General features: G+C 65.1%; 19 protein-coding genes. 5 read left to right on the top strand and 14 right to left on the bottom strand.

Annotated features, from left to right (window positions below):
• The first annotated feature begins 15 nt into the window (after positions 1-15).
• Both ACQ4WO_RS01410 and ACQ4WO_RS01405 read left to right on the top strand, forming a co-directional pair.
• Positions 16-1,260: an ABC transporter substrate-binding protein gene (locus ACQ4WO_RS01410; RefSeq protein WP_436479921.1), complete on the top strand. Its 1,245-nt coding sequence runs from the start codon at positions 16-18 to the stop codon at positions 1,258-1,260.
• A gap of 2 nt (positions 1,261-1,262) precedes the next feature.
• Positions 1,263-2,027, top strand: a complete 765-nt coding sequence (locus tag ACQ4WO_RS01405) for an ABC transporter permease (protein WP_436479920.1) — start codon at positions 1,263-1,265, stop codon at positions 2,025-2,027.
• Here the strand turns inward: ACQ4WO_RS01405 and ACQ4WO_RS01400 are convergent.
• The 6 genes from ACQ4WO_RS01400 to ACQ4WO_RS01375 all read right to left on the bottom strand — a co-directional run bounded on the left by ACQ4WO_RS01400 (position 2,024) and on the right by ACQ4WO_RS01375 (position 6,909).
• Complete coding sequence (locus tag ACQ4WO_RS01400) at positions 2,024-2,770, bottom strand: lysophospholipid acyltransferase family protein (protein ID WP_436479919.1); 747 nt, start codon at positions 2,768-2,770, stop codon at positions 2,024-2,026. The two genes, ACQ4WO_RS01405 and ACQ4WO_RS01400, sit on opposite strands and share 4 nt — an antisense overlap.
• Positions 2,771-2,909: 139 nt before the next feature.
• Positions 2,910-4,211: a dihydroorotase gene (locus tag ACQ4WO_RS01395; protein ID WP_436479918.1), complete on the bottom strand. Its 1,302-nt coding sequence runs from the start codon at positions 4,209-4,211 to the stop codon at positions 2,910-2,912.
• A 24-nt stretch (positions 4,212-4,235) separates the two neighbouring features.
• Positions 4,236-5,201 carry an aspartate carbamoyltransferase catalytic subunit gene (locus tag ACQ4WO_RS01390; protein WP_034746695.1) on the bottom strand — a complete coding sequence of 322 codons (966 nt, stop codon included), beginning with the start codon at positions 5,199-5,201 and terminating at the stop codon, positions 4,236-4,238.
• A complete protein-coding gene (pyrR, locus tag ACQ4WO_RS01385; protein ID WP_034746692.1) occupies positions 5,194-5,718 on the bottom strand; it encodes a bifunctional pyr operon transcriptional regulator/uracil phosphoribosyltransferase PyrR in 525 nt (174 codons plus the stop codon). The genes ACQ4WO_RS01390 and pyrR overlap by 8 nt, the downstream gene beginning before the upstream one ends.
• A 39-nt stretch (positions 5,719-5,757) precedes the next feature.
• Positions 5,758-6,141, bottom strand: coding sequence for a Holliday junction resolvase RuvX (ruvX, locus tag ACQ4WO_RS01380; protein ID WP_034747830.1), 384 nt, complete (start codon positions 6,139-6,141; stop codon positions 5,758-5,760).
• A 165-nt stretch (positions 6,142-6,306) separates the two neighbouring features.
• Positions 6,307-6,909 (bottom strand): YqgE/AlgH family protein, encoded by a 603-nt coding sequence (locus ACQ4WO_RS01375; RefSeq protein WP_034746689.1) that lies wholly within the window; start codon positions 6,907-6,909, stop codon positions 6,307-6,309.
• 386 nt (positions 6,910-7,295) lie between these two features.
• Here ACQ4WO_RS01375 and ACQ4WO_RS01370 point away from each other — a divergent pair, with 386 nt between their 5' ends.
• Entirely contained in the window at positions 7,296-8,759 is a 1,464-nt protein-coding gene (locus ACQ4WO_RS01370; protein ID WP_436479917.1) for a cryptochrome/photolyase family protein, read from the top strand.
• A 118-nt stretch (positions 8,760-8,877) separates the two neighbouring features.
• Here ACQ4WO_RS01370 and ACQ4WO_RS01365 read toward each other — a convergent pair whose 3' ends face one another.
• The 6 genes from ACQ4WO_RS01365 to ACQ4WO_RS01340 form a co-directional block, all read right to left on the bottom strand.
• Positions 8,878-14,151 (bottom strand): Hpt domain-containing protein, encoded by a 5,274-nt coding sequence (locus tag ACQ4WO_RS01365; RefSeq protein WP_436479916.1) that lies wholly within the window; start codon positions 14,149-14,151, stop codon positions 8,878-8,880.
• A gap of 41 nt (positions 14,152-14,192) precedes the next feature.
• Entirely contained in the window at positions 14,193-16,430 is a 2,238-nt protein-coding gene (locus ACQ4WO_RS01360) for a methyl-accepting chemotaxis protein (RefSeq protein ID WP_436479915.1), read from the bottom strand.
• Complete coding sequence (locus ACQ4WO_RS01355; RefSeq protein WP_436479914.1) at positions 16,430-17,059, bottom strand: chemotaxis protein CheW; 630 nt, start codon at positions 17,057-17,059, stop codon at positions 16,430-16,432. The genes ACQ4WO_RS01360 and ACQ4WO_RS01355 overlap by 1 nt, the downstream gene beginning before the upstream one ends.
• A 2-nt stretch (positions 17,060-17,061) precedes the next feature.
• Entirely contained in the window at positions 17,062-17,427 is a 366-nt protein-coding gene (locus tag ACQ4WO_RS01350) for a response regulator (RefSeq protein ID WP_034780235.1), read from the bottom strand.
• A 33-nt stretch (positions 17,428-17,460) separates the two neighbouring features.
• Positions 17,461-17,883, bottom strand: coding sequence for a response regulator (locus ACQ4WO_RS01345; RefSeq protein ID WP_436479913.1), 423 nt, complete (start codon positions 17,881-17,883; stop codon positions 17,461-17,463).
• Positions 17,884-17,967: 84 nt separating this feature from the next.
• On the bottom strand, positions 17,968-18,120 hold the full coding sequence (locus ACQ4WO_RS01340) for a rubredoxin (RefSeq protein ID WP_010401308.1): 153 nt from the start codon (positions 18,118-18,120) through the stop codon (positions 17,968-17,970).
• Positions 18,121-18,216: 96 nt separating this feature from the next.
• Between ACQ4WO_RS01340 and thiD the strand changes: the two genes are divergently transcribed.
• Both thiD and hemL read left to right on the top strand, forming a co-directional pair.
• Positions 18,217-19,074: a bifunctional hydroxymethylpyrimidine kinase/phosphomethylpyrimidine kinase gene (thiD, locus tag ACQ4WO_RS01335; protein WP_034746671.1), complete on the top strand. Its 858-nt coding sequence runs from the start codon at positions 18,217-18,219 to the stop codon at positions 19,072-19,074.
• Between the two features lie 45 nt (positions 19,075-19,119).
• Positions 19,120-20,409: a glutamate-1-semialdehyde 2,1-aminomutase gene (gene hemL / locus ACQ4WO_RS01330; RefSeq protein ID WP_436479912.1), complete on the top strand. Its 1,290-nt coding sequence runs from the start codon at positions 19,120-19,122 to the stop codon at positions 20,407-20,409.
• Between the two features lie 5 nt (positions 20,410-20,414).
• On the opposite strand, the gene ACQ4WO_RS01325 is transcribed toward hemL, so the two are convergent.
• On the bottom strand, positions 20,415-21,131 hold the full coding sequence (locus ACQ4WO_RS01325; protein WP_436479911.1) for an HAD family hydrolase: 717 nt from the start codon (positions 21,129-21,131) through the stop codon (positions 20,415-20,417).
• Between the two features lie 274 nt (positions 21,132-21,405).
• The gene (gene corA / locus ACQ4WO_RS01320; protein ID WP_034746658.1) at positions 21,406-22,371 is read right to left on the bottom strand and encodes a magnesium/cobalt transporter CorA; all 966 of its coding nucleotides are present in this window, start codon (positions 22,369-22,371) and stop codon (positions 21,406-21,408) included.
• Positions 22,372-22,433: the final 62 nt, after the last annotated feature.

Below are 22,433 nucleotides of genomic sequence, written 5' to 3'. Positions count from 1 at the left end.
GACCGGAACATTCCCATGACATTCGAAGATCACAACAAACCCCTGCATATCTGCGCCTCGTCTGATTGCGACTGCGGCCTGACACGGCGCGACTTCCTGCGCATGTCGGCCCTGGCCACGGCCAGCGTCGCCTCGCCGCTGCTGTTCGCCGGCGATGCCATGGCCCAGCAAGGACCGAAAGGCGACGACCAGCCCGTGAAAATCGGCTACCTGCCGATCACCGACGCCACCCCGCTGCTCGTCGCCCACGCCCGTAAAATGTTCGAAGCGGAAGGCTTGCAGGCGGAAACGCCGCGGCTGTTCCGCAGTTGGGCGCAGATCATCGAAGCCTTCGTCGCCGGCCAGGTCAACGTGATTCACCTGCTGTCGCCGGCCACCCTGTGGGTGCGCTATGGCGCCAAGTTCCCCGCGAAAGTCGTCGCCTGGAACCACGTCAACGGCTCCGCGCTGACGGTGGCCAACGAGATCAGCAAGGTCTCCGACCTGGGCGGGCGCACGGTCGCGATCCCGTTCTGGTACTCGATCCACAACATCCTGCTGCAGCAGATCCTGTCCTCGAATGGCTTGACGCCGGTCACGCGCGCGCGCAACGCCGCCATCAAGCCGAATGAAGTCAACCTGATCGTGCTGGCGCCGGCCGAAATGGTCTCGGCCCTGGCCAGCAAGTCGATCGCCGGCTACATCGTGGCCGAACCGTTCAATGCGGCGGCGGAAAACGCCGGCATCGGCAAGATCCTGCGCTTCTCTGGCGACGTGTGGAAGAACCATGCGTGCTGCGTCACTTTCCTGTCCGAGCGCGACATCAACACGCGTCCGGAATGGGCGCAAAAGGTCACCAACGCCATCGTCAAGGCGCAGCTGTGGACGCGCTCGAACCAGGTCGACACGGCCAAGCTGCTGTCGAACGTGGGCGAGCACCGCTACACGCCGCATCCGCTGCAGGTGCTGACCAAGGTGCTGGCCACCACCGATTACGCCGGCTACGAAAAGCAGGGCCTGATCGTGCACAAGAACTGGCAGCAGCGCCGCATCGACTTCCAGCCGTATCCGTTTGCCTCGTACACGGAAGAACTGGTGCGCGCCATCGGCCGCACCAAGGTCGAAGGCGATACGCGCTTCCTGGCCAACCTCGATCCGAAGTTCGCCGCGCGCGACCTGGTCGATGACCGCTTCGTGCGCAAGGCCATCACGGCGGTCGGCGGCCCTGCCGCCTTCGGCTTGCCGGCCAACCTGCTGCGCAGCGAAACCGTGGCGGTCTGACGATGGCGAGCAAGTTGTTCACGAAGTTCGGCCTGCCCCTCGTGGGGCTGGCCTGTGCCTTGCTGCTGTGGTCCATGGGCGTAACGGCGCTGGAGAAATCCACGCCGATTGCCACCGCATTTGCGCCGCTGCCCACGGCACTGGCGTTCAGGGAGATAGTGGGCGGTGCGGATATCTGGCTGCACGTGGTATTGAGCCTGCAAAGGGTGGCCGTGGGCCTGGGACTGGCCATCGTCATCGGCGTGCCGCTCGGTGTGCTGGTGGCCATGTCGAAAAGCTTTTCCGGTGCGGCCATGCCGCTGTTCCAGCTGCTGCGCATGATTTCGCCGCTGTCGTGGATGCCGATCGCCGTGATGGTGCTCGGCGTCGGTGACGCGCCCGTGTACTTCCTGCTGGCGTTTGCGGCCGTCTGGCCGATTTTGCTCAATACGGCGGCCGGCGTGGCGCGGCTCGATCCGAACTGGCTGCTGCTGGCGCGCAGCCTGTCGGCCACGCGCAGCGAAATCGTCTTCAAGGTGATTTTGCCGGGCATCACGGCCGACATCCTGACGGGTGTGCGCCTGGCCATCGGCATCATCTGGATCGTGCTGGTGCCGGCGGAAATGCTGGGCGTGTCGGCGGGCCTCGGCTACTTCATCCTCGACACCCGCGACCGCCTCGCGTATTCGGAACTGATGGCCGCCATCGTGCTGATCGGCATACTCGGCTTCATTCTCGACTACCTGGCCCGCGCCGCGCATGCGCGCTGGCTGCACGTGAAGAATTAAGCGGCCGTCTCCAGCGGCAGCGCGGCGGCCACGGCCGCCTGCGTTGCCGCCGCCAGTTCGCGGCGGTGCGCGTCCAGCGTCGCCACCGGCGCCAGACAGGTCAGGCGCGCCGTGATGGGCGGGCCGCTCAAGATCGCCACCATGCTTTGCGCAAAACTCATGTCGCCGATAAAGTCGACGGCGTGATGCAAAGCCCCCTTGTCATCGACATACACGAGCGCGAACGGCTGCACCGGCACTTGCGCGTCGATGGCCGCCTCGAACAGATTGGCGTGAAACGGCAGGATCTGACCTTGCGCGGCGGTCGTGCCTTCGGGGAAGAACGCGATGCGTTCGCCCGCCGTCAATTTATCCACCAGACCCTGGAAGATCAAGCGCAGATCGCGCTTGCTGCCGCGCGAAATGAAGATGGTGCCCGCGCGCCCCGCCAGCCAGCCCAGGATCGGCCAGGCGCGGATTTCCGCCTTGGCGACGAAACGGCAGGGGTGGACGGCATTGATGACGAAGATGTCGAGCCACGAAACGTGGTTCGCCACCACCATCGCATGGTCGAGCGCCGGCACGCTGTCGGCGGGCTGCGCCACGTCCACGCCGCAGATGTCGAGCAGCTGCGTCGACCAGCGGCGGATGCGCCGGTTGCGTCCCTCCAGGTCCAGCCAGGGAAAGAGCACGGCGCTCTTGGCCATGCCGCAGCTCAGGTGAATGGCGATGCGCGCGAGGCGGTAGGTAAGCAGAAGTTTCAAATGACACCAGATAAAGAAGCAAACCCACAGCAAATTCCGGGGTCAGACCCGGCGGGGGAATCCGCCCCAATGGGGCGAATTCCGCTCCTGAAAGGACTGACCCCGGCAGTATGCTGGAGTTTCACTCCAGTACAAAAAATTAACGCTGAAACGCCACCTGTCCGGCAACGATGGTCGCCTTGACGATGCCGCTCAGCTCATAGCCGAGGAAAGGCGTGTGCTTGCCCTGGCTGGCCAGCGAGGCCGACGACACGGTCCAGCGCGCGGCGGGATCGAAGACGCAGATATCGGCCGCTTCGCCCACTGCCAGGCTGCCGGCCGGGATGCCTGCGACACGGGCCGCGTCGGACGTGACCTTGGCCACGGCGCGCGCCAGCGGACGTGCGCCCGCCTGCGGCTGGCCCAGCGCGTAGTCGTCGGCCCATTTCAGGGCCAGCGACAGCAGCAGCTCCAGGCCCGTGGCACCGGGCGACGCTTCGCCGAACGGCAGCAGTTTTTCATCATCGTCGACAGGCGTATGGTCCGAGCACATGGCGTCCACCGTGCCGTCAAACAGGCCGGCGCGGATCGCATCGCGGTCGCGCTGGCTGCGGAACGGCGGCGTGACCCTCGCGTTCGGGTCGAAGAAGCCGATGTCGGCGTCCGTCAGGTGCACATGGTGCACGCCCACGTCGCAGGTGACGGGCAGACCTTCAGCCTTGGCCGCGCGGATCAGTTCCAGGCCCGCCGCCGACGAAATGCGGCACAGATGCACGCGCGCGCGGCTGGCGCGCATCAATTCGAAAATCGTGTGCAGGGCGATGGTTTCGGACATCACGGGCACGCCGGACAAGCCCAGGCGCGAGGCCAGCGGGCCGCTGTGGGCGATGCCGCCGCGGCCGATGTGCGGGTCTTGCGGGCGCAGCCAGACCGTGTAGCCGAAGGTGTTCGCGTACTGCATGGCGCGCAGCAACACGGTAGTGTCTTCGATCGGCTCTTCCGCCTGCGCGAAGCCGATGCAGCCCGCTTCCGTCAGTTCCGCCATTTCCGTCAGCGACTTGCCCTTCAAGCCCATGGTCAGTGCGCCCAGCGGGTGTACGTGGGCCTTGTTCTGCGTCTTGGCGCGGTATTTCAGCATCTCCACCAGGCCCGGCTCGTCCAGCACGGGGTCCGTGTCGGGCGGGCAGACCAAGCTCGTGACGCCGCCTTGCAGCGCCGCCTGCAACTCCGATTCCAGGGTCGCCTTGTATTCGTAGCCCGGCTCGCGCAGGCGCGCGGACAGGTCGACCAGGCCGGGGGAAACCACCAGGCCGGCCGCGTCGAACGTGGTGTCAGCCTTGAAGCCGGCCGGGGCGCTGCCCACGGCCAGCACCTTGCCATCGGCGATAAACAGGTCTTGCAAGCCATCGATGCCGTTGGCAGGGTCGATCAGGTGGCCGTTCTTGATATGTAGTGTCGTCATGCTCGCTTACTCGTCCTTGGGCTATCAGCCCTGATTACCAGCCAAAATACTCATCACCGCCATGCGCACGGCGATACCGAACGTCACCTGCGGCAGGATCACCGCCTGCGGACCGTCGGCCACGGCCGAATCGATTTCCACGCCGCGGTTCATCGGGCCCGGATGCATGACGATGGCGTCCGGTTTCGCCAGCGCCAGGCGCTCGGGCGTCAAGCCGTAGCTCTTGAAATATTCCTGCGCCGACGGCAGCAGCGCGCCGCTCATGCGTTCATTTTGCAGGCGCAGCATGATGATCACGTCGACGCCTTTCAAGCCTTCATCCATGTTGGTGAAGGTGCGCACGCCCATCTGTTCCAGGCCGCCCGGCAGCAGGGTGTGTGGGCCGATGGCGCGCACTTCCGGCACGCCCAGGGTGGTCAGCGCGTGGATGTCGGAACGGGCCACGCGGCTGTGCAGGATGTCGCCCACGATGGCCACCGTCAGGTTGGTGAAATCCTTCTTGTAGTGGCGGATCGTGTACATGTCGAGCAAGCCCTGGGTCGGGTGCGCGTGGCGACCGTCGCCCGCGTTGACGACGTGGACGTGCGGCTGCTTGGTGTCGATCAGGTGCTTGGCGATCAGGTAGGGCGCGCCCGACTGCGCGTGGCGCACGACGAACATGTCGGCATGCATGGCCGACAGGTTGTCGATGGTGTCGAGCAGGGATTCGCCCTTGCTGGCCGACGAAGCCTGGATATTCAAGTTGATGACGTCGGCCGACAGGCGCTTCGAGGCGATTTCAAAGGTGGTGCGGGTGCGCGTGGAGTTTTCAAAGAACAGGTTGAAAACGCTTTTGCCGCGCATCAGCGGCACCTTTTTTACGTCGCGGTCGGAAATGCCGACGAACGAGGAAGCCGTGTCGAGGATGTGGTTGACGATAGACTTCGGCAAGCCTTCAATCGTCAGCAGATGTTGCAGTTCGCCGTGTTTATTCAGTTGCGGATTAAGCATGGTGGGTATCTATGGTGAGCGTGAATTTTCCATCGTCGGCTTGCTTCAGTACCAGGGCCTGGCCCGGCGGCACGGCAGTGAAGGCGGCCACGAAATCGGCGGCCACCGGCAACTGGCGTTCGCCGCGGTCGACCAGGGCGGCCAGCATGATCTTCGCCGGACGGCCATAGTCGAACAATTCATTGATGGCCGCGCGCGTCGTGCGGCCCGTGTACAGCACGTCGTCGACCAGCAGGATGGTGGCGCCGGCCACGTCAAAGCTGATCTGCGTCGGCTTGACGTCCGCATGCAGGCCCTTCTGGGCGAAGTCGTCGCGGTAGAAGGACACATCGAGCACGCCCAGGCGGTCGAGCAGATTCAGGTCGCGCGCCAGGCGTTCGGCCAGCCAGGCGCCGCCCGAATGGATGCCGACGATGGCCACGTTGGGGATGCCCGCCAGGCCGCTCTGCACTTGCTGCAGCAAGACCCCGTACAGGGCTTCGGCGTCGAGTTGGGATGGATTCGTAGGATGCGGCATAGAGTTCTTAATCATTCAGGGAGGGAGTCTAGGGTCAGATTAATAATTCGCGTCGAAATACTGTTGCAGGATGATGGCGGCGGCGCGGTCGTCGATGACTTCGCCGCGCTTGGCGGCGATGACGGCCGAGGAATAGCGCTCGTCGACCAGTTCCACGGGCAGGTTGAAGCGGCCATGCACCTGGTTGGCGAAACGGCGGCAGCGCGCGCTCATCTCGTGTTCCGTGCCATCGGGATGGCTGGGCAAGCCCACCACGATGCGGCTGGCGCCCCACTCCTTGATCAGGCTATCGATGGCGGCAAACTTCGGCTCGTTCGCCGTGGCCGTAATCACGCTGAGCGGCTTGGCCTGGCAAATCATGGTATTGCCGATGGCCACGCCGATGCGTTTCAAGCCGAAATCGAAGGCGAGGATGGTGTCGATGGCGTTACTCGTCACAGCATTTTTCCATAATAAAGATCAACATAGGTGGTGTCAGAAACCGTAGCGAGCAAGCTCAATGTCGGGTTGAGTAGCGGAGCTGTACGAAGGTACAGCGAGCAACGGATGCCCGAAAGTGGGCTGCGCAGTAGGTTTATGGCATCCACCTCATGCGTGGCCAGCCTCGCTTGCCAGCATGAGAGGGTCGATACCGAGCAATTTGATGGCCGCCACGTAGCGCTGCTCGATGGGGAAATCGAACAGGATGTCGGCCGAGGCGCCGACCGTCAGCCAGCCGTTGCGGCCGATCTCGTCTTCCAGCTGGCCCGGGCTCCAGCCCGAGTAGCCGATCGAGACGAGCATGCGCTCGGGACCATCGCCCTTGGCGACGGCTTCGAGCACGTCGATCGAGGTGGTAAACGCCACTTCATCGGTCACCGTCAGCGACGAGGAATAGCGCGCGCCCGGCGTATGCAGCACGAAGCCGCGGTCGTCCTGCACGGGGCCGCCGAACATGATCGGTTCGTTGATGATGGGCGTGTCGCTGCCGGCCGCCAGTTTCAGGTCGATGCGGTCGAACAGCACTTCCATGGTCATGTCGGTGGGCTTGTTGATGACGACGCCGAGCACGCCGTTTTCATTGTGTTCACACACGTACACGACCGTGCCGCCGAAGATCGGATCTTGCATGGCCGGCATCGCAATGAGGAAATGGTTGGCCAGATTCAGGGTGGAGGAACCGGTCGCGGCCGGTTCTCCCACACCCTGCATCAGACGATGTCCTGGTAGAGTCTGGTCGATTTTACTCTTTTTCATACGCGATGCTCTCTCTGTGGGCTTGCTGGCAAGTCTCGCTTACCCCGCTATCGTACGCCTGGCGCAAGCTGCCGCGAATCTTGGGCGGCGCGCACCGTGGTGCCAGGCGTTATTCTTGTTATCTTATAAATTAATGATCAATTCGCCATGCCTGCCGGCGCATTTCAATGCCAATTGTAAAATTGATTGCAAAATCGCTGTCGCACATAAAGTACCGCGAACATACCCGCTAGTTTACACTGAATTACCGCCGCAGCGACGCCAAAGGCACGACGCGAGCGGCCATAAAGCCCTGTTGGCGGCAAAAAATAGCCTATCTTTGACCCTGAACACGCGAAATAATGACAATTAAGACTTCCCTGGTGTGGTTCCGGCGCGATCTGCGCGCATTTGACCATGCTGCACTGCATCACGCCCTGCGCCAGAGCCAGGCCGTGCATTGCGTCTTCGTGTACGACACCGCCATCCTGGCTGCGCTGCCGCGCCGCGACCGGCGGGTCGACTTCATCCATGCCAGCGTGGCCGAGCTGGCGGCCGAACTGCGCCAGCTCGGCGGCGACCTGATCGTGCTGCACGCGGACGCGACCGAGGCCATCCCGCGCCTGGCCGCCGAATTGAACGCCGACGCCGTCTTTGCCAACCACGACTACGAGCCGCAAGCGATTGCCCGCGACGCCACGGTAGCGGCCGCGCTCACGCGCGACGCGCGCCTGTGGTTCAGCTTCAAGGACCAGGTGATTTTTGAAAAGGACGAAGTGCTGACGCTCTCGGCCAAGCCCTACACCGTCTACACGCCATACAAGAATGCCTGGCTGAAGAAAATGCGTGCCGAACCCGCCTGCCTGGCGCCATTCGATATCGAGCCGCATGCGGCCAGCCTGGCGCCGCCGCGCGCCGGCACGCCGGCGCCCCTGCCCACCCTGGGCGATCTCGGTTTCGAGGCCAGCAACCTGGCCGAACTGGCCATCCCCACCGGCATGTCGGGCGCCAGCCAACTGTTCGAGGATTTTCTGCCGCGCGTGGACCGCTATGACGTGGCGCGCGATTTCCCCGCCCTGAAGGGACCGTCGTATTTATCCATGCATCTGCGCTTCGGCACCGTCTCGCTACGCTACCTGGTACGCACCATCGTCGACCTGATGGACCGGGGCGGTGGCGGCGATGGCGCGCCCGTGTGGCTGGCAGAACTGATCTGGCGTGATTTCTACGCCATGATTTTGTACCAGAACCCGCATGTGGAAGGCGGCGCCTTCAAACCGGCCTACGACGCCATCGCCTGGGAAACGGGGCCTGATGCCGATGCCGCGTTTGCCGCCTGGTGCGAGGGGCGCACCGGCTATCCGCTGGTGGACGCGGCCATGGCGCAGCTGAACCAGACGGGCTATATGCACAACCGCCTGCGCATGGTCACGGCCTGCTTTCTGATCAAGGATCTGGGCATCGACTGGCGCCGTGGCGAAGCGTATTTCGCGCGGCACCTGAACGACTTCGACCTGGCCTCGAACAACGGCGGCTGGCAATGGGCTTCGTCGTCGGGCTGCGACGCGCAGCCCTACTTCCGCATCTTCAATCCCGTCACGCAGTCGGAAAAATTCGATGCCAGCGGACGCTTCATCCGCCGCTACCTGCCACAGCTGAAGGCGCTGGGCGACAAGGAAATCCACGCGCCCTGGCTCGTGCCGCGCATGCTGCTCGAGCAAAAAAACATCATGCTGGGACGCGATTATCCGGAACCGCTGGTGCAGCACGACGAGGCGCGCAAGGAGACCCTGGAGCGCTATGCCGTGGTGAAGGTGGTGGCGTAATCAGGTAATTGATTGGCATTACGGTGATGTCGGGTTACGCCGTCAGTCAACAGGCGTAGGTCGGATTAGCGGGGCAAGGCCCCGCGTAATCCGACAACATTGTTGGCATTGGCGCCGGTTACGCCACGCCGTCGCTCAACAACCGCCCCACCTCCGCCAGCAACTCCGCCTCCTGGAACGGCTTGCCGAAATACGCACTCACGCCCAGCTCGAACGCGTGCGCGCGGTGCTTGTCGGCGCTGCGCGAGGTGATCATGATGACGGGGATGGCGCGCGTCTTGTCGTCGCTGCGCACATTGCGCGTCAAATCGAAACCGTCCATGCGCGGCATTTCCACGTCGACCAGCAGCAGGGCCGGCATGGCGGCCGGTTCCAGCGCATGCAGCTGTTCCAGCGCATCGAGGCCATCCTTGGCCAGCAGCACCTGGTAGCCTTCACGCTCGAACAGGCGCTGCATCACGCGGCGCACCGTCAGCGAATCGTCGACCACCATCACGCGCACGGCTGGCGTGGCCAGCGCGCTGGAAGCGGCATGCTGCTCGCTGCTGGCCAGCGCATACTGCGACAGCAGTTCCGGATGGTGTTCCAAGTGCTGCGCCAGCGCCACCGGGTTCAGGATCAGCACGATATCGCCCGTGCCCAGCACCGTGGCGCCGGCGATACCCGGCATGCGCGCCAGTTGCGGGCCCACGTGCTTGACCACGACTTCGCGGTTGCCCACCACGTCATCGACCTGCAAAGCCAGCCTGTCATTGCCATTCCTCAGCAACAGCACGGGCGCATAACGCTGCGTGGCCTGCGCCGCCGGCGTCTCGCCCAGCATGGACGACAGGTGGTGCAGCGCCAGCGACTGTCCGTGCGACTCGATGCGCCCGGCCTCCCGCACCTGCTCCAGCTGTTCTCCTTTCAGGTGCAGCACCTGCTCCACCAGCACCGATGGCAAGGCATACGTCTTGCCGTTCGCCGCCAGCAGCACCACTTGCGTGACGGCCAGGGTCAGCGGCAAGTGGATGGTGAAGCGCATGCCCAGGCCCGCCTGCGTCAGCGTTTCCACGCGCCCGCCCAGGGCCAGCGCTTCGGAGCGCACGATGTCCATGCCAAAACCGCGACCGGCCAGTTCCGTCAGGCTGTCGGCGGTGGAAAAACCGGGCGTGAAAATCAGTTCGGCCGCCTGCGCGTCGGTCAATGGCGCGTCCGTCGCCACCAGGCCGGCGCCGTGCGCCTTGGCGCGGATGCGTTCCAGGTCCAGGCCCGCGCCATCGTCGGAAAAGGCGATCGCCACTTCATTGCCCTGCTGGCTGACCTGCACCAGCAGCTCGCCCGTCTCGCTCTTGCCTGCGGCCAGGCGCGCGTCGCGCGGCTCGACGCCATGCACGATGGCGTTGCGCAGCAAATGCTCGAAGGGCGCGGCCATGCGTTCGAGCACGCTGCGGTCGATTTCCACGCCACCGCCGCGGATGTCGAGGTTGACGCGCTTGTCGACTTCCTTGGCGCTTTGCCGTGCCACGCGGAACAGCCGTTCGGCGATGCTGGCAAACGGCACCATCCGTATCTGCATCAGGTCGCGCTGCAGCTCGCGCGTCAGGCGTGCCTGCAGCACCAGGTCGTCCGTCACCGCATCGACGCTGTGACTGAGGTTTTCATGGAACGAAGCCACGTCGTTGACGCTTTCGGCCATCATGCGCGTGAGTTCCTGCAGGCGCGTAAAGCGGTCGAATTCGAGCGGGTCGAATTCGCGCTCGCTGCCGACGGCCATGCGCGAGGCGATCTGCGATTCGGCCTGCATTTCCACTTCGCGCAGCTGGCGCCGCAAGCGCGCCAGGTTATCGGAAAACTCGGACAGCGAAGCACCGAGCACGCCCACTTCATTTTCCATTTTGGAGCGCGTGATCGACACTTCGCCGGCCTGGTTCACCAGGCGGTCGAGAATATCGGCGCGCACGCGCACCAGCGCCGCCTTCGGTTCGGCGGGCGGCGTGTCTTCCATGCCAGGCAAGGGCAGCAAGGGCTGCTGCAGCTGCTCGAACAGGTGCAGCGCATGGTCGTAATGGGCCAGCAATTCCTCGAAGGCTTGCGGCGTGGCGGTACCCGCGTGCAGCATGTTTTCGATGTGTGTCTCGATTTCATGCGCATGCTGTCCCAGGCGCATGGCGCCGGCCATGCGCGCGCTGCCCTTGACCGTATGCAGGGTGCGCAGCAGCATCTGCGCCTGGCCGCTGTCGTGCGGCTGCTGCTGCCAGCTGCGCAGCGCCTCGCCGATCTGCGGCAGCAAGTCGGCGCCCTCTTCCAGGAAAACGGACAAGAGATCGAGGTCGAGTTCATCGCTGATGCCGGCGCTGGCCGCCAGCAGCGCGGCCGCATCGGCCGGCATGATGGCAGGCGCAGGCGCTTCCGGCGCCGCATGCTCCAATGGCGGCGCGTGCTCGAAACCGGCGTCGAACAGGTCGTCGCTGGCGCCAGTGTCCTGCGCCGGCACCGGTGCCGGCACGTCGGCAGCCTCCGGCTGCAGTGCGTCGGCGACGATGCTCGCATACGTCGCCTCGAACAAGGTCTCGAGCTGCGGCAGCGGGACCTCAGCGACCGGCTCGGCGGGCTGCGCTGGCGCGCCGACGATGCTGGCGTAAGCTTCCGCGAACAGGGCGTCGAGCCGGTCTTCCTTGCTCTCGCCGGGCGGCGCCGTCAAGGCACGCCACAGGGTGTTGAGCGCTTCGATCATGTCGGGCTGCGTTGGCGCCAGGTCACCCAGCGCGAATGCCTGCAGCATTTGCCCGATGCGCTGCGTGGCCTGTTCCAGCACGTCGTGCTGTTCGGCGCGCAGGCCGGCCAGCGGCGGCACCACCGTTTCAATCACCGTTTCCAGCGCGTGCGCCAGGTCGCGCAGGGACTGAAAGCCCACCGTGCCCGACGTCCCCGCCAGGGTGTGCACGGCTTGCAGCGCCTCCGCGCTGACGGCGCGCTGTTCATGACGCCATTCGCCGAAGTCGCGCGTGAGCACGCGCAGCAATTCATCCGTCTCGGCCAGGTAGATGTTGTACAAGGGAAGGCTGATGCGCAATTCGCCCACGTGCTTGAGGTGATCGTCCGGCGCTTCGTGCAGCGTCGGCGCCGTGGCCAAGGGCAGTCCGATCACATTGCCATTGCTGGCCACCGGCGCGGCCGGGCGCGGCTTGCGCAGTTCGAACGGTCCGCCTTCGCGCACGCGCTCGGCCGCCATCAGCAGCATGCCGGCCTCGCGCTCGCGCCCCGCGCCGCCTTCCAGTTCGGCCACCCATTCGCTGAGCTGGTACCAGCCGTAATTGAGCAAGGTAAACAAGTCGTCGCTGACGGGGCGCGATTCGGCCAGCCAGGTATTCATGACGCGTTCGATGGCGCCGGCCGCTTCGGCAAACTGCGCCAGGCCGATCATGCGGCTGCTGCCTTTCAGGGTATGGAACGAGCGGCGCAGCATGGCCAGGTGGTCGCCGCTGGCGGCCTGCTCGCGCGGCAGGGCCAGGGTGGTGTCGATGAAGGCCAGCACTTCGCGCGCTTCGGCGATGAAGATGTCGAGCATCTCCGCGTCGACATCGGTCACCGCCGGCGCGGCATCGATGCCGGCAGGCGCGGCGGGCGCCAGTGCCTGGTCGAGCAAGGGCACGGGGCCGGCGGCGGCGACTTTTTCAAATGGCAGCGCGCGGAAGGTGCCGGCGGCCGCATCGAAATGGAAACGCCCGCCGGCCGCCTGCGCGTTGCGGCCCAGCATATCGGCAAAAAAGCCCAGCGCGCTGACATTTTGCGCGATCTCGTCGAGCGCCTCGGCGTGCGCCTCCGCATTGGCCCCCGCCTTGGCGTCGTCCCGGGCCAGCTGCCGCACGGCCGCATCGACCTGCAGCATGGCGGCGCGCGCATCTTCCTGTCCCAGCCCGGCCAGCTGCTGCTGCAACTGCTCCAGCACGGGCGCGACGCCATCGAGCGTCCCCGTACCCGCCGCATCCGCGTAATACGCGTTGAGCACCTTTTCCACCTGACGCAAGCCCGTCTTCATTTCCTCGGCCAGCGCGGCCACCGTCTGGCCCTGTTCGATCTGGCGCGACAGCTCGCCTGCCGTGACGGGCGGCGGCGCTTCGCCAGCCAGCAGCGCTTGCAGGCGCGCGGCGATGGTTTCCGCGTTGCCGGCGAAATCGTCGGGCAGGCGGCGCAGCTGCTCCAGGCCCGTGTCGGCAAACAGCAGCGCCATGCCGATCTCATTTTCCAGGGCCCCACTGCGCCCGCTGGCCACGGCTTGCCGCGCCACGGCCGCGCATTCGCGCAGCAGGCTGGCCAGGGCCGGCTGCTTCAGCGTATCCACATGTGCGGCCACCTGTTGCAGCGCCTCGTCGAAATCCGTGCCCAGGGCAGGATCGAGGTCGGCTTGCGCCAGGCGGCTCCAGCTGGCGCGCGCCTGCGCCAGGGCCGTGCGGGCGCCTTGCAAGGCATCCTGGTCGACCTGACCGTAGCGCCGCGCTTCCACGTCGGCGGGCAGCATGCCTTCCAGGGCGAAAGCGGCGCGCAGCTGGCGTGCCTCCGGCGTCGGCTCGCGTGCGGCGGCGATGAAGAACAGGGCGTCGCGCAGCATCGCCTCGGGCAGGCTGGCCGTCCCCTGCGCCAGGCGGCGCAACTGCAGGTTGATCAGGCCAAACAACTGCTTGACGTTGAGCGTGCCCATGCCTTCGCCGCTGGCCGCCAGCCCGGCAAACGCCTGCATGGCGAACCAGAAGGTGCGCGCCGGCGCGTCCTGCTGCGCGTCGGCCACCAGGGTCAAGGTGGCGTGCAGGTCGCCAGCATGCTGGCGCCGCGCCGCGTCATCCTGCGCCTTCAGGAAGGGCAGCAAAGACTTTTCAAAGCGCCCGCGCCAGGCCGGGTAATCGGCCACCGGCGGTGCTTCCGCCAGCGCGATGGCGTGCCCTTCCAGCGTCGACGCTGGCGGGAAAAACAGGTCGGCCGGGTGGATGCGCTCGGCGCCCAGCATGGTTTGCAGGTCGCGGTAATAAGGGAACAAACGCGCCGGCTGCGGCGGCGTGCCGGCCACCAGGTCTTCCAGGTATTCGCTCAAGGCTTGATACAGTTCGGCGACGACTTGCGCATGGTCCAGCGTGTATTCGAGGCTGCCGTCGCGAAAGCGCGCCAGTGCCTGTTCCGCGGCATCCGTCAGCAGGCTGACGCCGGCCACGTCCACCATCACCAGCGCGCCATGCGCCTGGTGCAGATGCGAGCGTGCATGCTGCAGGGCCGTGGCGCGTTCCTCGCGCTCGCGGCCACCCGCTTCGAACAGGGCTGTTTTCGAGCGGCCCAGCGCCTCGCGGATTTCCACCATCACCCACGACAAAGGCTCGCTGTCGAACGGCTTGGACTGCTGTGGACTATCTGGTGTGCTCATGCATGCCTCGGTAAAGAATTCGCCCTGGACTGGCGCGGCGTTCAGGCGGCGACGCGGAAGCGCGACACCGAATTTTTCAGTTCCTGTGCCAGCATCGACAACTTGTGGATCGACTGCGCCGTTTGCTGCGTGCCGTCCTGGGTCTGCTCCGTCACGCTCAGGATATGCTGGATATTCAAGGCCACCCCGCTGGCCGAACCGGCCTGCGTACCGGTGGCGAACGAGATACCCTGGATCAGTTCCGCCAGGTGTTTCGACACCTGGCTGATGTCGTTCAAGGCCGCGCCGGCCGCATCGGACAGGCGCGCGCCCTCGACCACGCCCTGCGTGGACGTTTCCATCGCCCGCGTCGCATCCTGGGTATCGGCCTGGATGGTGCGCACCAGCGCGCCGATCTGCTTGGCGGCGGCGGCCGAGCGTTCGGCCAGGCGCTGCACTTCCTCTGCCACGACCGAGAAGCCGCGCCCCGCCTCGCCGGCCGATGCGGCCTGGATGGCGGCGTTCAGCGCCAGCACGTTGGTCTGCTCGGTGATGTCGGAAATGAGCTCGGTGATCTCGCCGATTTCCTGCGACGATTCGCCCAGGCGCTTGATGCGCTTGGACGTATCCTGGATCTGCTCGCGGATTTCATGCATGCCCTTGATGGCGTTTTCCACCGCCGTCGAACCCTGCTGCGCCGCCGCCACCGACTGGCGCGCCACGTCGGCCGAGACGCTGGCCGACTTCGACACGTCGGTAATCGCATTGGCCATCTTGACGACGGTGGCGCTGACGCCCTGGATTTCGCGCGACTGCTGTTGCGACGCGATCAGCAGCTTGCTCGAGATGCTTTGCGCCTGCGTCGAAGCGCGGTTGACCTGTTCGGCCGTCGCCGTCACCCTCCCCACCAGGCCGCGCAATTCCTCCACCGTGTAGTTGACGGAATCGGCGATGGCGCCCGTGATGTCTTCCGACACGGTGGCCTGCACCGTCAGGTCGCCGTCGGCCACCTTCTGCAATTCGTTCATCAGGCGCAGGATGGCCGCCTGGTTCTGCTCATTCCTGGCCTTCGCCACTTCCTCTTTTTCCTGCGACTGCAGGCGCCGGATTTCCGCTTCCTGGCGCCGCCGCTCGGCGTCGCGCGTGCGGTTGACGGAGTCCTGCAGCAGCACCCTGCCGATGCCGGCCGCCGCGATCAGGGTCAGCAGCACGCCGCCGACCATCATCCAGAAAGCGATGCCCAGGGTTTCCTGGTTCACGTGGTACATCTGCTGCAGCAGGGTCAAACGCTGGCGCAGGTCTTCGTTCTCGTTGAAGATCAGCTGCTCTGCGCTTTTCGCCGAACTGAATTTGTCCAGGCGGTCGAGTATCGACGACACCAGCTTCTGGTACGTGTCGAAACTGGCTTTCAGCGCCACCATCCGGTCGCGCAGTTCGGCGTCGCGCGTGGGCGCCAGCTGCAGCGACACGCTGCCATTGAGCAGGCCTTCGACGGCGGTGCGGAAATACGTCGTGTCGCGCCCCAGCGAAAACGCCGTTTCCGAGCTGATGCTGCCCGACGAGAGGAACTCGCTGGCGCTGCGGCTCATGCGCTGGCTCAGCATCATCAAGCGGCCGATGACGGCCAGGTCGCGCGCATTGCCGCCGCGCTGCACCTTCAGGGCCGCGATTTCCTCGGTCTGCGCCAGCAGCGCCGGCGACAGCGCGTTCAACTGCTGCAAGGTCTTGTCGAATTCACCCAGCTCCGGTTTCAGGCGCAGGATGGTGCTGGCCGCGCGGTCGCTGCTGGCCCATTTTTTACGCGCGTCGGCCACCGCCGCCAGCAGGGCGGCACGCGACTCGCCGATATCGCGCCCGTGATACGTGCCGCCGCGCAGCATCAGGCGGAAATCCTGGTTCAGTTCATTGCGGCTTTCCTCGAGCTGGCGGAACGCTTCCGGATTGCCCTGCACGGCGTTCGGCGCGGCCTTGCCGATGCGCTGCGAATGCATCAGCGCATCGCTGGCCAGCTGCGTCTGCGCCGAGGCGATATTGCCGCTGCGCGTGTTCAGCCCCACGAACAGCAGGCTGGCGGCCAGGCTCAGGGCCATCACCGTCGACAGGATGCTCAATTGTTTTTGCAGCGGCAGGTGGCCGATCAGCGGCAGCTTCAAGTCGCTGACCGGCGCGCTGGCCAGCGACTTGCGCCGCCCCAGCGCATCGCGCAGGCGCAGCGGCAGGTCGGCCGCCGATGCCGGCTCGCCGGGCGCGTGCTCCGCTTCGGGCATGCTGGCCGCCAGGATGGGGGAATTGGCGCCCATCAGCACATATCCTTGTGTACGGCAAGGCCGCCAAAGCCGGCATCGAGAAAGCGTTCCGATTGCGCCAGCTGCGCCAGGTCCAGGCGCAGCCACTGCTGCCCTTCGCTGTCGCGCAGCGCCTGCGCGGCCCAGGACGGCTGCGTATCCGGCAAGGGCACGGATTGCATCGTGCGCAGCTGGCGCAAGCCCAGCACACGCTCGACCAGCAATGCGCAGTTGAGGCCCAGGCGGGGAGAAAACGTGATGATGCGGCAGTGATTGCCGCGCACGCAAGCCGGTTCGCCCATGTAACGGGCCAGGTCGACGACCCCCGTCAGGCGTCCGCGCATGGCCGCCAGGCCCAGGTACCAGTCCTGCGCCAGCGGCACGCCCTGGATCTGCACACCGGCGGCAATGACGATTTCACCGAGCTGCGTCAGGTCGAGCAGGCAAGGCCGGCCACCGAGCATCACGCCCAGTTCCTTGCGCGCCGCCAGCGCGCCGCTGCGCGCGGCCTGTATCCGTTCGATCAATTGCAGCTGATACTGGCGCAAGCGCCCCTGCCGCGCGCCCGTCTCGAAAGATGGCATGGCGGCAGCGGCGGGCGGAAAGGCCGCTGTAGGCACGCCGTGACCTGGCATCGTGTGCATGCTCAGGAAATCGCGGCGATCTTGGCCAGCAGCTCGGCTTCAACCACCGGCTTGACCAGGTAATCGCGCGCGCCCTGGCGCAAGCCCCAGATGCGGTCCGTTTCCTGGCTCTTGCTCGAGCAGATAATCACCGGCACGTCTTGCAGTTCGGGATCGCGGGCGATGGCGCGCGTGATCTGGAAGCCATTCGCACCGGGCATCACCACGTCCATCAGGATCAGGTCTGGCCTGGCCTGCTTCAGCTGCGCCAGCGCGTCGGCGCCGTCCTGCGCCGTGAGGACGGCATAACCGGCACGCACCAGCATCTCGCTCAGGTAGTAGCGTTCTGTCGGCGAGTCATCGACGATCAGAATTGTGTGTATGGCCATCTGCTTCCTTGCTGCGTTGTAATCAATAAATCACTACTCAAAATGCCCGGCCAGGTGCAGCCGCACGGCCTCCAGCAGCGCCTCGCGCGCCAGCGGCTTGACCAGGCAGGCGCTGGCGCCTGCCATGGCGCCGCGCGCGCGGTCGAACAAACCTTCCTTCGACGACAGCATCAGCACCGGCGTGGCGTGATACGCGGCGCTGGCCTTGATCAGCGCACAGGTGCGGTAGCCGTCCAGGCGCGGCATCACAATATCGCACACGATCAGCGCCGGCTGGCAATCGGCGATCTTGGCCAGGGCCTCGAAACCGTTTTCCGCCGCCACCACGCGATAACCGGCCTCGCCCAGGATCTTCGCGGCCGCGCTGCGTATCGTCGCGCTGTCGTCGATGACGAGTATCGTGACGCTCGCGCACACGGCATCGGACGGCGCCTCGGGCAAGAAGGATCGCGTCATGTGATTATTCGACAATTTTTCATACCATAGCACAGGCAGCCGCGATACCTGCGTGCGGCAGCGGCATCCCGTGGGCCTGATTGATTACAGCGCCACCATCTCGAAATCGTCCTTGCGCGCGCCGCATTCAGGGCAGGTCCAGTTCATCGGAACATCGGCCCAACGCGTGCCGGGAGCGATGTCTTCGTCGGGCAAGCCGGCCGCTTCATCATAAACCCAGCCGCAAATAAGACACATCCACGTTTGGAATTGCTGCGTTGTTTCGTTGCTACTCACGTTCTGCCACCCTTCAATCAAGTAAAATGCTGAATTAGGTATCTTAATCTACCCGCCGTGCAAAACCAAACTTCTCCCCTCATATTAAGCTTCGGCGTGTCCGATCCGGTCGGCGCGATCGGTATCCAGGCCGACCTGGCCACCTTTTCAGCCTTCGGCTGCCATGGCCTGTCCGTCACCACGGGCCTGTTGATCAGCGATACGGCCCGCGTGGAAGACGTGCAGGCGGTCGACCCGGACTGGGTTTCCGACCAGGCGCGCGTGCTGCTGGAAGACATGTCCGTGGCCGCCATCAAGATCGGCGCGCTGGGCAGCGTGGAAAACGTCACGGCCATCGCCGAAATCGTCTCCGACTATCCGGACGTGCCGCTGATCCTCGATCCCTTCATTTCGGCGCTGCCGGAACAGGGCATGGACGACGAAGACATCCTCACGGCCGTGCGCCAGCTCCTGATTCCGCAAACGACCCTGCTGGTGCTCTCGCCGGTGGAACTGGAACGCCTGGCCGAGACCTGGCGCGACGCCGATCCGGACGACACCCTGCAAAACGACGTCGACTACCTGGTGGCCCTGGGCTGCGAATACGTGCTCGTCACCGGCATGCCGGCCGACGCCAGCAAGTCCGGCACGGCCGAAGGCAAGCTGCGAGCCAATACCCTGTTCGGCGAGGACGGCGTGGTGCGCCACGACGAATGGCAGCACCTGCCCGGCATCTTCAACGGCGCCGGCAGCACCCTGTCGGCAGCGGCCACCGCCCTGCTGGCCCTGGCGGAAAACGAAGACGATGTGCCGCAGGTGGTCGTGGCGGCGCAGGAATTCACGGCCGGCGCGCTGGCCCACGCGCAGCGCCACGGCATGGGCAAGCTGGTGCCGAACCGGCTGTTCCGGCAGCAACGCCAGCGCGGCGCACAATAAGACCAGACGACACAGACAACGATCCACTTTCAAGGCACGATTATCATGACGACGACTTCACAGAACGACATCCTGTTTGCCCGCGCACAAAAAACCACGCCAGGCGGCGTCAATTCGCCCGTGCGCGCCTTCCGCTCCGTGGGCGGCACGCCGCGCTTCATCACGCGCGCCGAAGGCCCGTATTTCTGGGACGCGGACGGCAAGCGCTATATCGACTACATCGGCTCCTGGGGCCCTGCCATCGTCGGCCACGCCCATCCGGAAGTGGTGAAAGCGGTGCAGGATGCGGCCGCGCTGGGCCTGTCGTTCGGCGCGCCGACGGAAGGCGAAGTGCTGATGGCCGAGGAAATCACGCGCCTGGTGCCGTCGATCGAGCAGGTACGCCTGGTCTCGTCGGGCACGGAAGCGACCATGAGCGCCCTGCGCCTGGCGCGCGGCGCCACGGGACGCGACAAGATCGTCAAGTTCGAGGGCTGCTACCACGGCCACGCCGATTCGCTGCTGGTGAAAGCGGGCAGCGGCCTGCTCACCTTCGGCAACCCGACGTCGGCCGGCGTGCCGGAAGACTTCGTCAAGCACACCCTGGTGCTCGACTATAACAACGTCGAGCAGCTGAAAGACGCCTTCGACAGCTTCGGCGCGGAAATCGCCTGCGTCATCGTCGAACCGGTGGCCGGCAACATGAACCTGGTGAAAGCCACGCCGGAATTCCTGCAGGCGATGCGCGAACTGTGCACGCAGCACGGCGCCCTGCTCATTTTCGATGAAGTCATGTGCGGCTTGCGCGTGGCCCTGGGCGGCGCGCAGGCGCTGTACGGCATCAAGCCCGACCTCACGGCGCTGGGCAAGGTGATCGGCGGCGGCATGCCGGTGGCGGCCTTCGGCGGCAGCGCGGCGCTGATGCACAACATGGCGCCGCTGGGCGCCGTCTACCAGGCCGGTACCTTGTCGGGCAACCCGGTCGCCGTGGCTGCCGGCATGGCCACCTTGAAACTGATCCAGCAGCCGGGCTTCTACGAGCAGCTGGGCGCCACGGCCAAGCGCCTGGCCGAAGGCCTGACCGCCGCCGCCAAAGAGGCCGGCGTGGTCTTCTGCGCCGACTACATCGGCGGCATGATCGGCATTTATTTCAGCGCAACGCCACCAACCAGCTATGCGGAAATGATGGCCGGCGACCGCAGCAGGTTCAACGCCTTCTTCCACGCCATGCTGGACGAAGGCGTGTACTTCGCGCCCGCCGCCTTCGAAGCGGGCTTCGTCTCGGCGCAGCACGATGATGCCGTCATCGACGCCACCATCGCCGCCGCGCGCAAGGTATTTGCCAAACTGGCATAAGCGTTTTACACGGTCGCGGTGTCCATCACCGCGCCCACCAGCGCCGGCAGTTTGGCCATGTCATTGAACACGACATGCGCGCCGGCCGCCTTCAGGCGCGCTTCCTGGCCGGGCGCGATATGCCCGCCGCCGATGAATCCCAATACCGTCATGCCCGCCGCCACAGCGGCCGTCACGCCCGTGACGCTGTCTTCCAGCACCAGGCACTGGCTTGGCGGCACGCCAAAGGCGGCTGCCGCCGCCAGGTAGACGCCCGGATGCGGCTTGGCGTGGCCGACCAGGTCCGGCGTGAACACGCGCTTGTCGAACAGCGGCGCCATGCCAGTGCGCTCGAGCGCCGACAGCACGCGCGCGCTGACGCTGTTCGAAGCGACGGCCTTGGGCAGCGGAATGGCGGCCAGCGCCTGCGCCACGCCGGGCACGGCGCGCAATTGCGCATCGCAAGCCGCATCGACGGCATTGCCGATGGCCATGATCTCGTCGGCCGGCAATTGCGGCAAACCCAGTTCCTTGTAGATATCCTGCATCAGCGGCACCAGGCGCTGGCCCAGGCGCGGCTCGATCAAGCCTTGCAGGGTGACGCCCTCGGGCAGGTTCGGCAGGCGCGGCCCCAGCAATTCCAGCAGCGCTTGCAGGGCCACGGCTTCGCTGTCGATCAGCACGCCATCGCAGTCGCTGATCAGATGGGTAAAGCGCGGTGGGGTGGTAGCGGTATCAGGCATGGACTCTCCAGAAGACAACGGTAACGGGAAATGCGGCGGCCAGCCGGCCAAGGCCGGCATCGTAACGATCATAGGTGGAACAGACGGACGCTACCACGCAGAAAACGCCTCAATGACGATACTTTTCTGCACAGCAGGCGGCAGGCATGAATCAGCAAATACGCAATACCAATTCAATACCACACAATACCAGTGATTATCGCCGATTTTTGAAATTGCTGCGCTCGTGCTGAAACCGGGGCGCGGAAGCGCCCCGGCGATGCTGCGATACGGCTTATTTCAGCCAGCCGCGGTGGCGGAAGTACAGGAAAGGCGCGATGGCGCTGGTAATCATCAAGCCCCAGGCCCAGGGATAGCCGAACGACCATTCCAGTTCCGGCATCAGCTTGAAGTTCATGCCGTACACGCTGGCGATCAGGGTCGGCGGCAGGAAGGCTACGCTGGCCACCGAGAAGATCTTGATGATCTTGTTCTGGTTGATGTTGATGAAACCGACGGTGGCATCCATCAGGAAGTTGATCTTGTCGAACAGGAAAGAGGTGTGGCCGTCCAGCGATTCGATGTCGCGCAAAATCTGCCGCGCTTCCTCGAACTGCTCGGAATTGAGCAAGCGGCCGCGCATCAGAAAGCTCACGGCGCGGCGCGTATCCATCATGTTGCGGCGGATACGGCCGTTCAGATCTTCCTCATGGGCAATCGCGTTCAGCGCTTCGGCCGCGTGCGCATCGGTAAATTCCTTTTGCAGCACGCGCGTGCTGACTTCTTCCAGGTTCTGGTAGATGCCTTCGAGCACGTCGGCCGAATATTCGGCATCGGTGGCGTACAGGTCGAGCAGCACGTCCATGTAGTCGGCAATCGAGCCTGGCCGCGAACGGGCGCGCATGCGCACCAGGCGAAACACGGGCAAGTCGTCCGTATGCATGGAAAACAAAATCTTGCGGGCAAGGATGAAAGCCACGGTGATGACGCGCGACGGGCCGTCGTCCTCTTCGCGCAGGAAATCCGTGCGCAGGTGCAAGTCGCCGTTTTCCGCTTCGTAATAGCGGGCCGACGCTTCGATATCCTTGACTTCGTCTTCGCCCGGCAGGGTGACGTTGTAGATGGCCTTGACCCAGGCCCGTTCATCATCGGTAGGGTCGGTCAGGTCGACCCACACCGGTTCGGCATTTTCGAGGTCTGCGCGGCTGTCGATCGGCACCTGGTTGAGCCGGCCATTCTGTAATACAAAGACATTGATCATGCGCGCTCTCAGCCGGATGTGGGGTTATCGTGATGTGCTGGCGCTGGCGCCAAAAATGAAAA

The organism is Janthinobacterium aestuarii (assembly GCF_051380835.1).
GTDB classification, from domain to species: Bacteria; Pseudomonadota; Gammaproteobacteria; order Burkholderiales; family Burkholderiaceae_D; genus Janthinobacterium; species Janthinobacterium aestuarii.
This window is presented reverse-complemented; position numbering and strand designations above follow the sequence as displayed.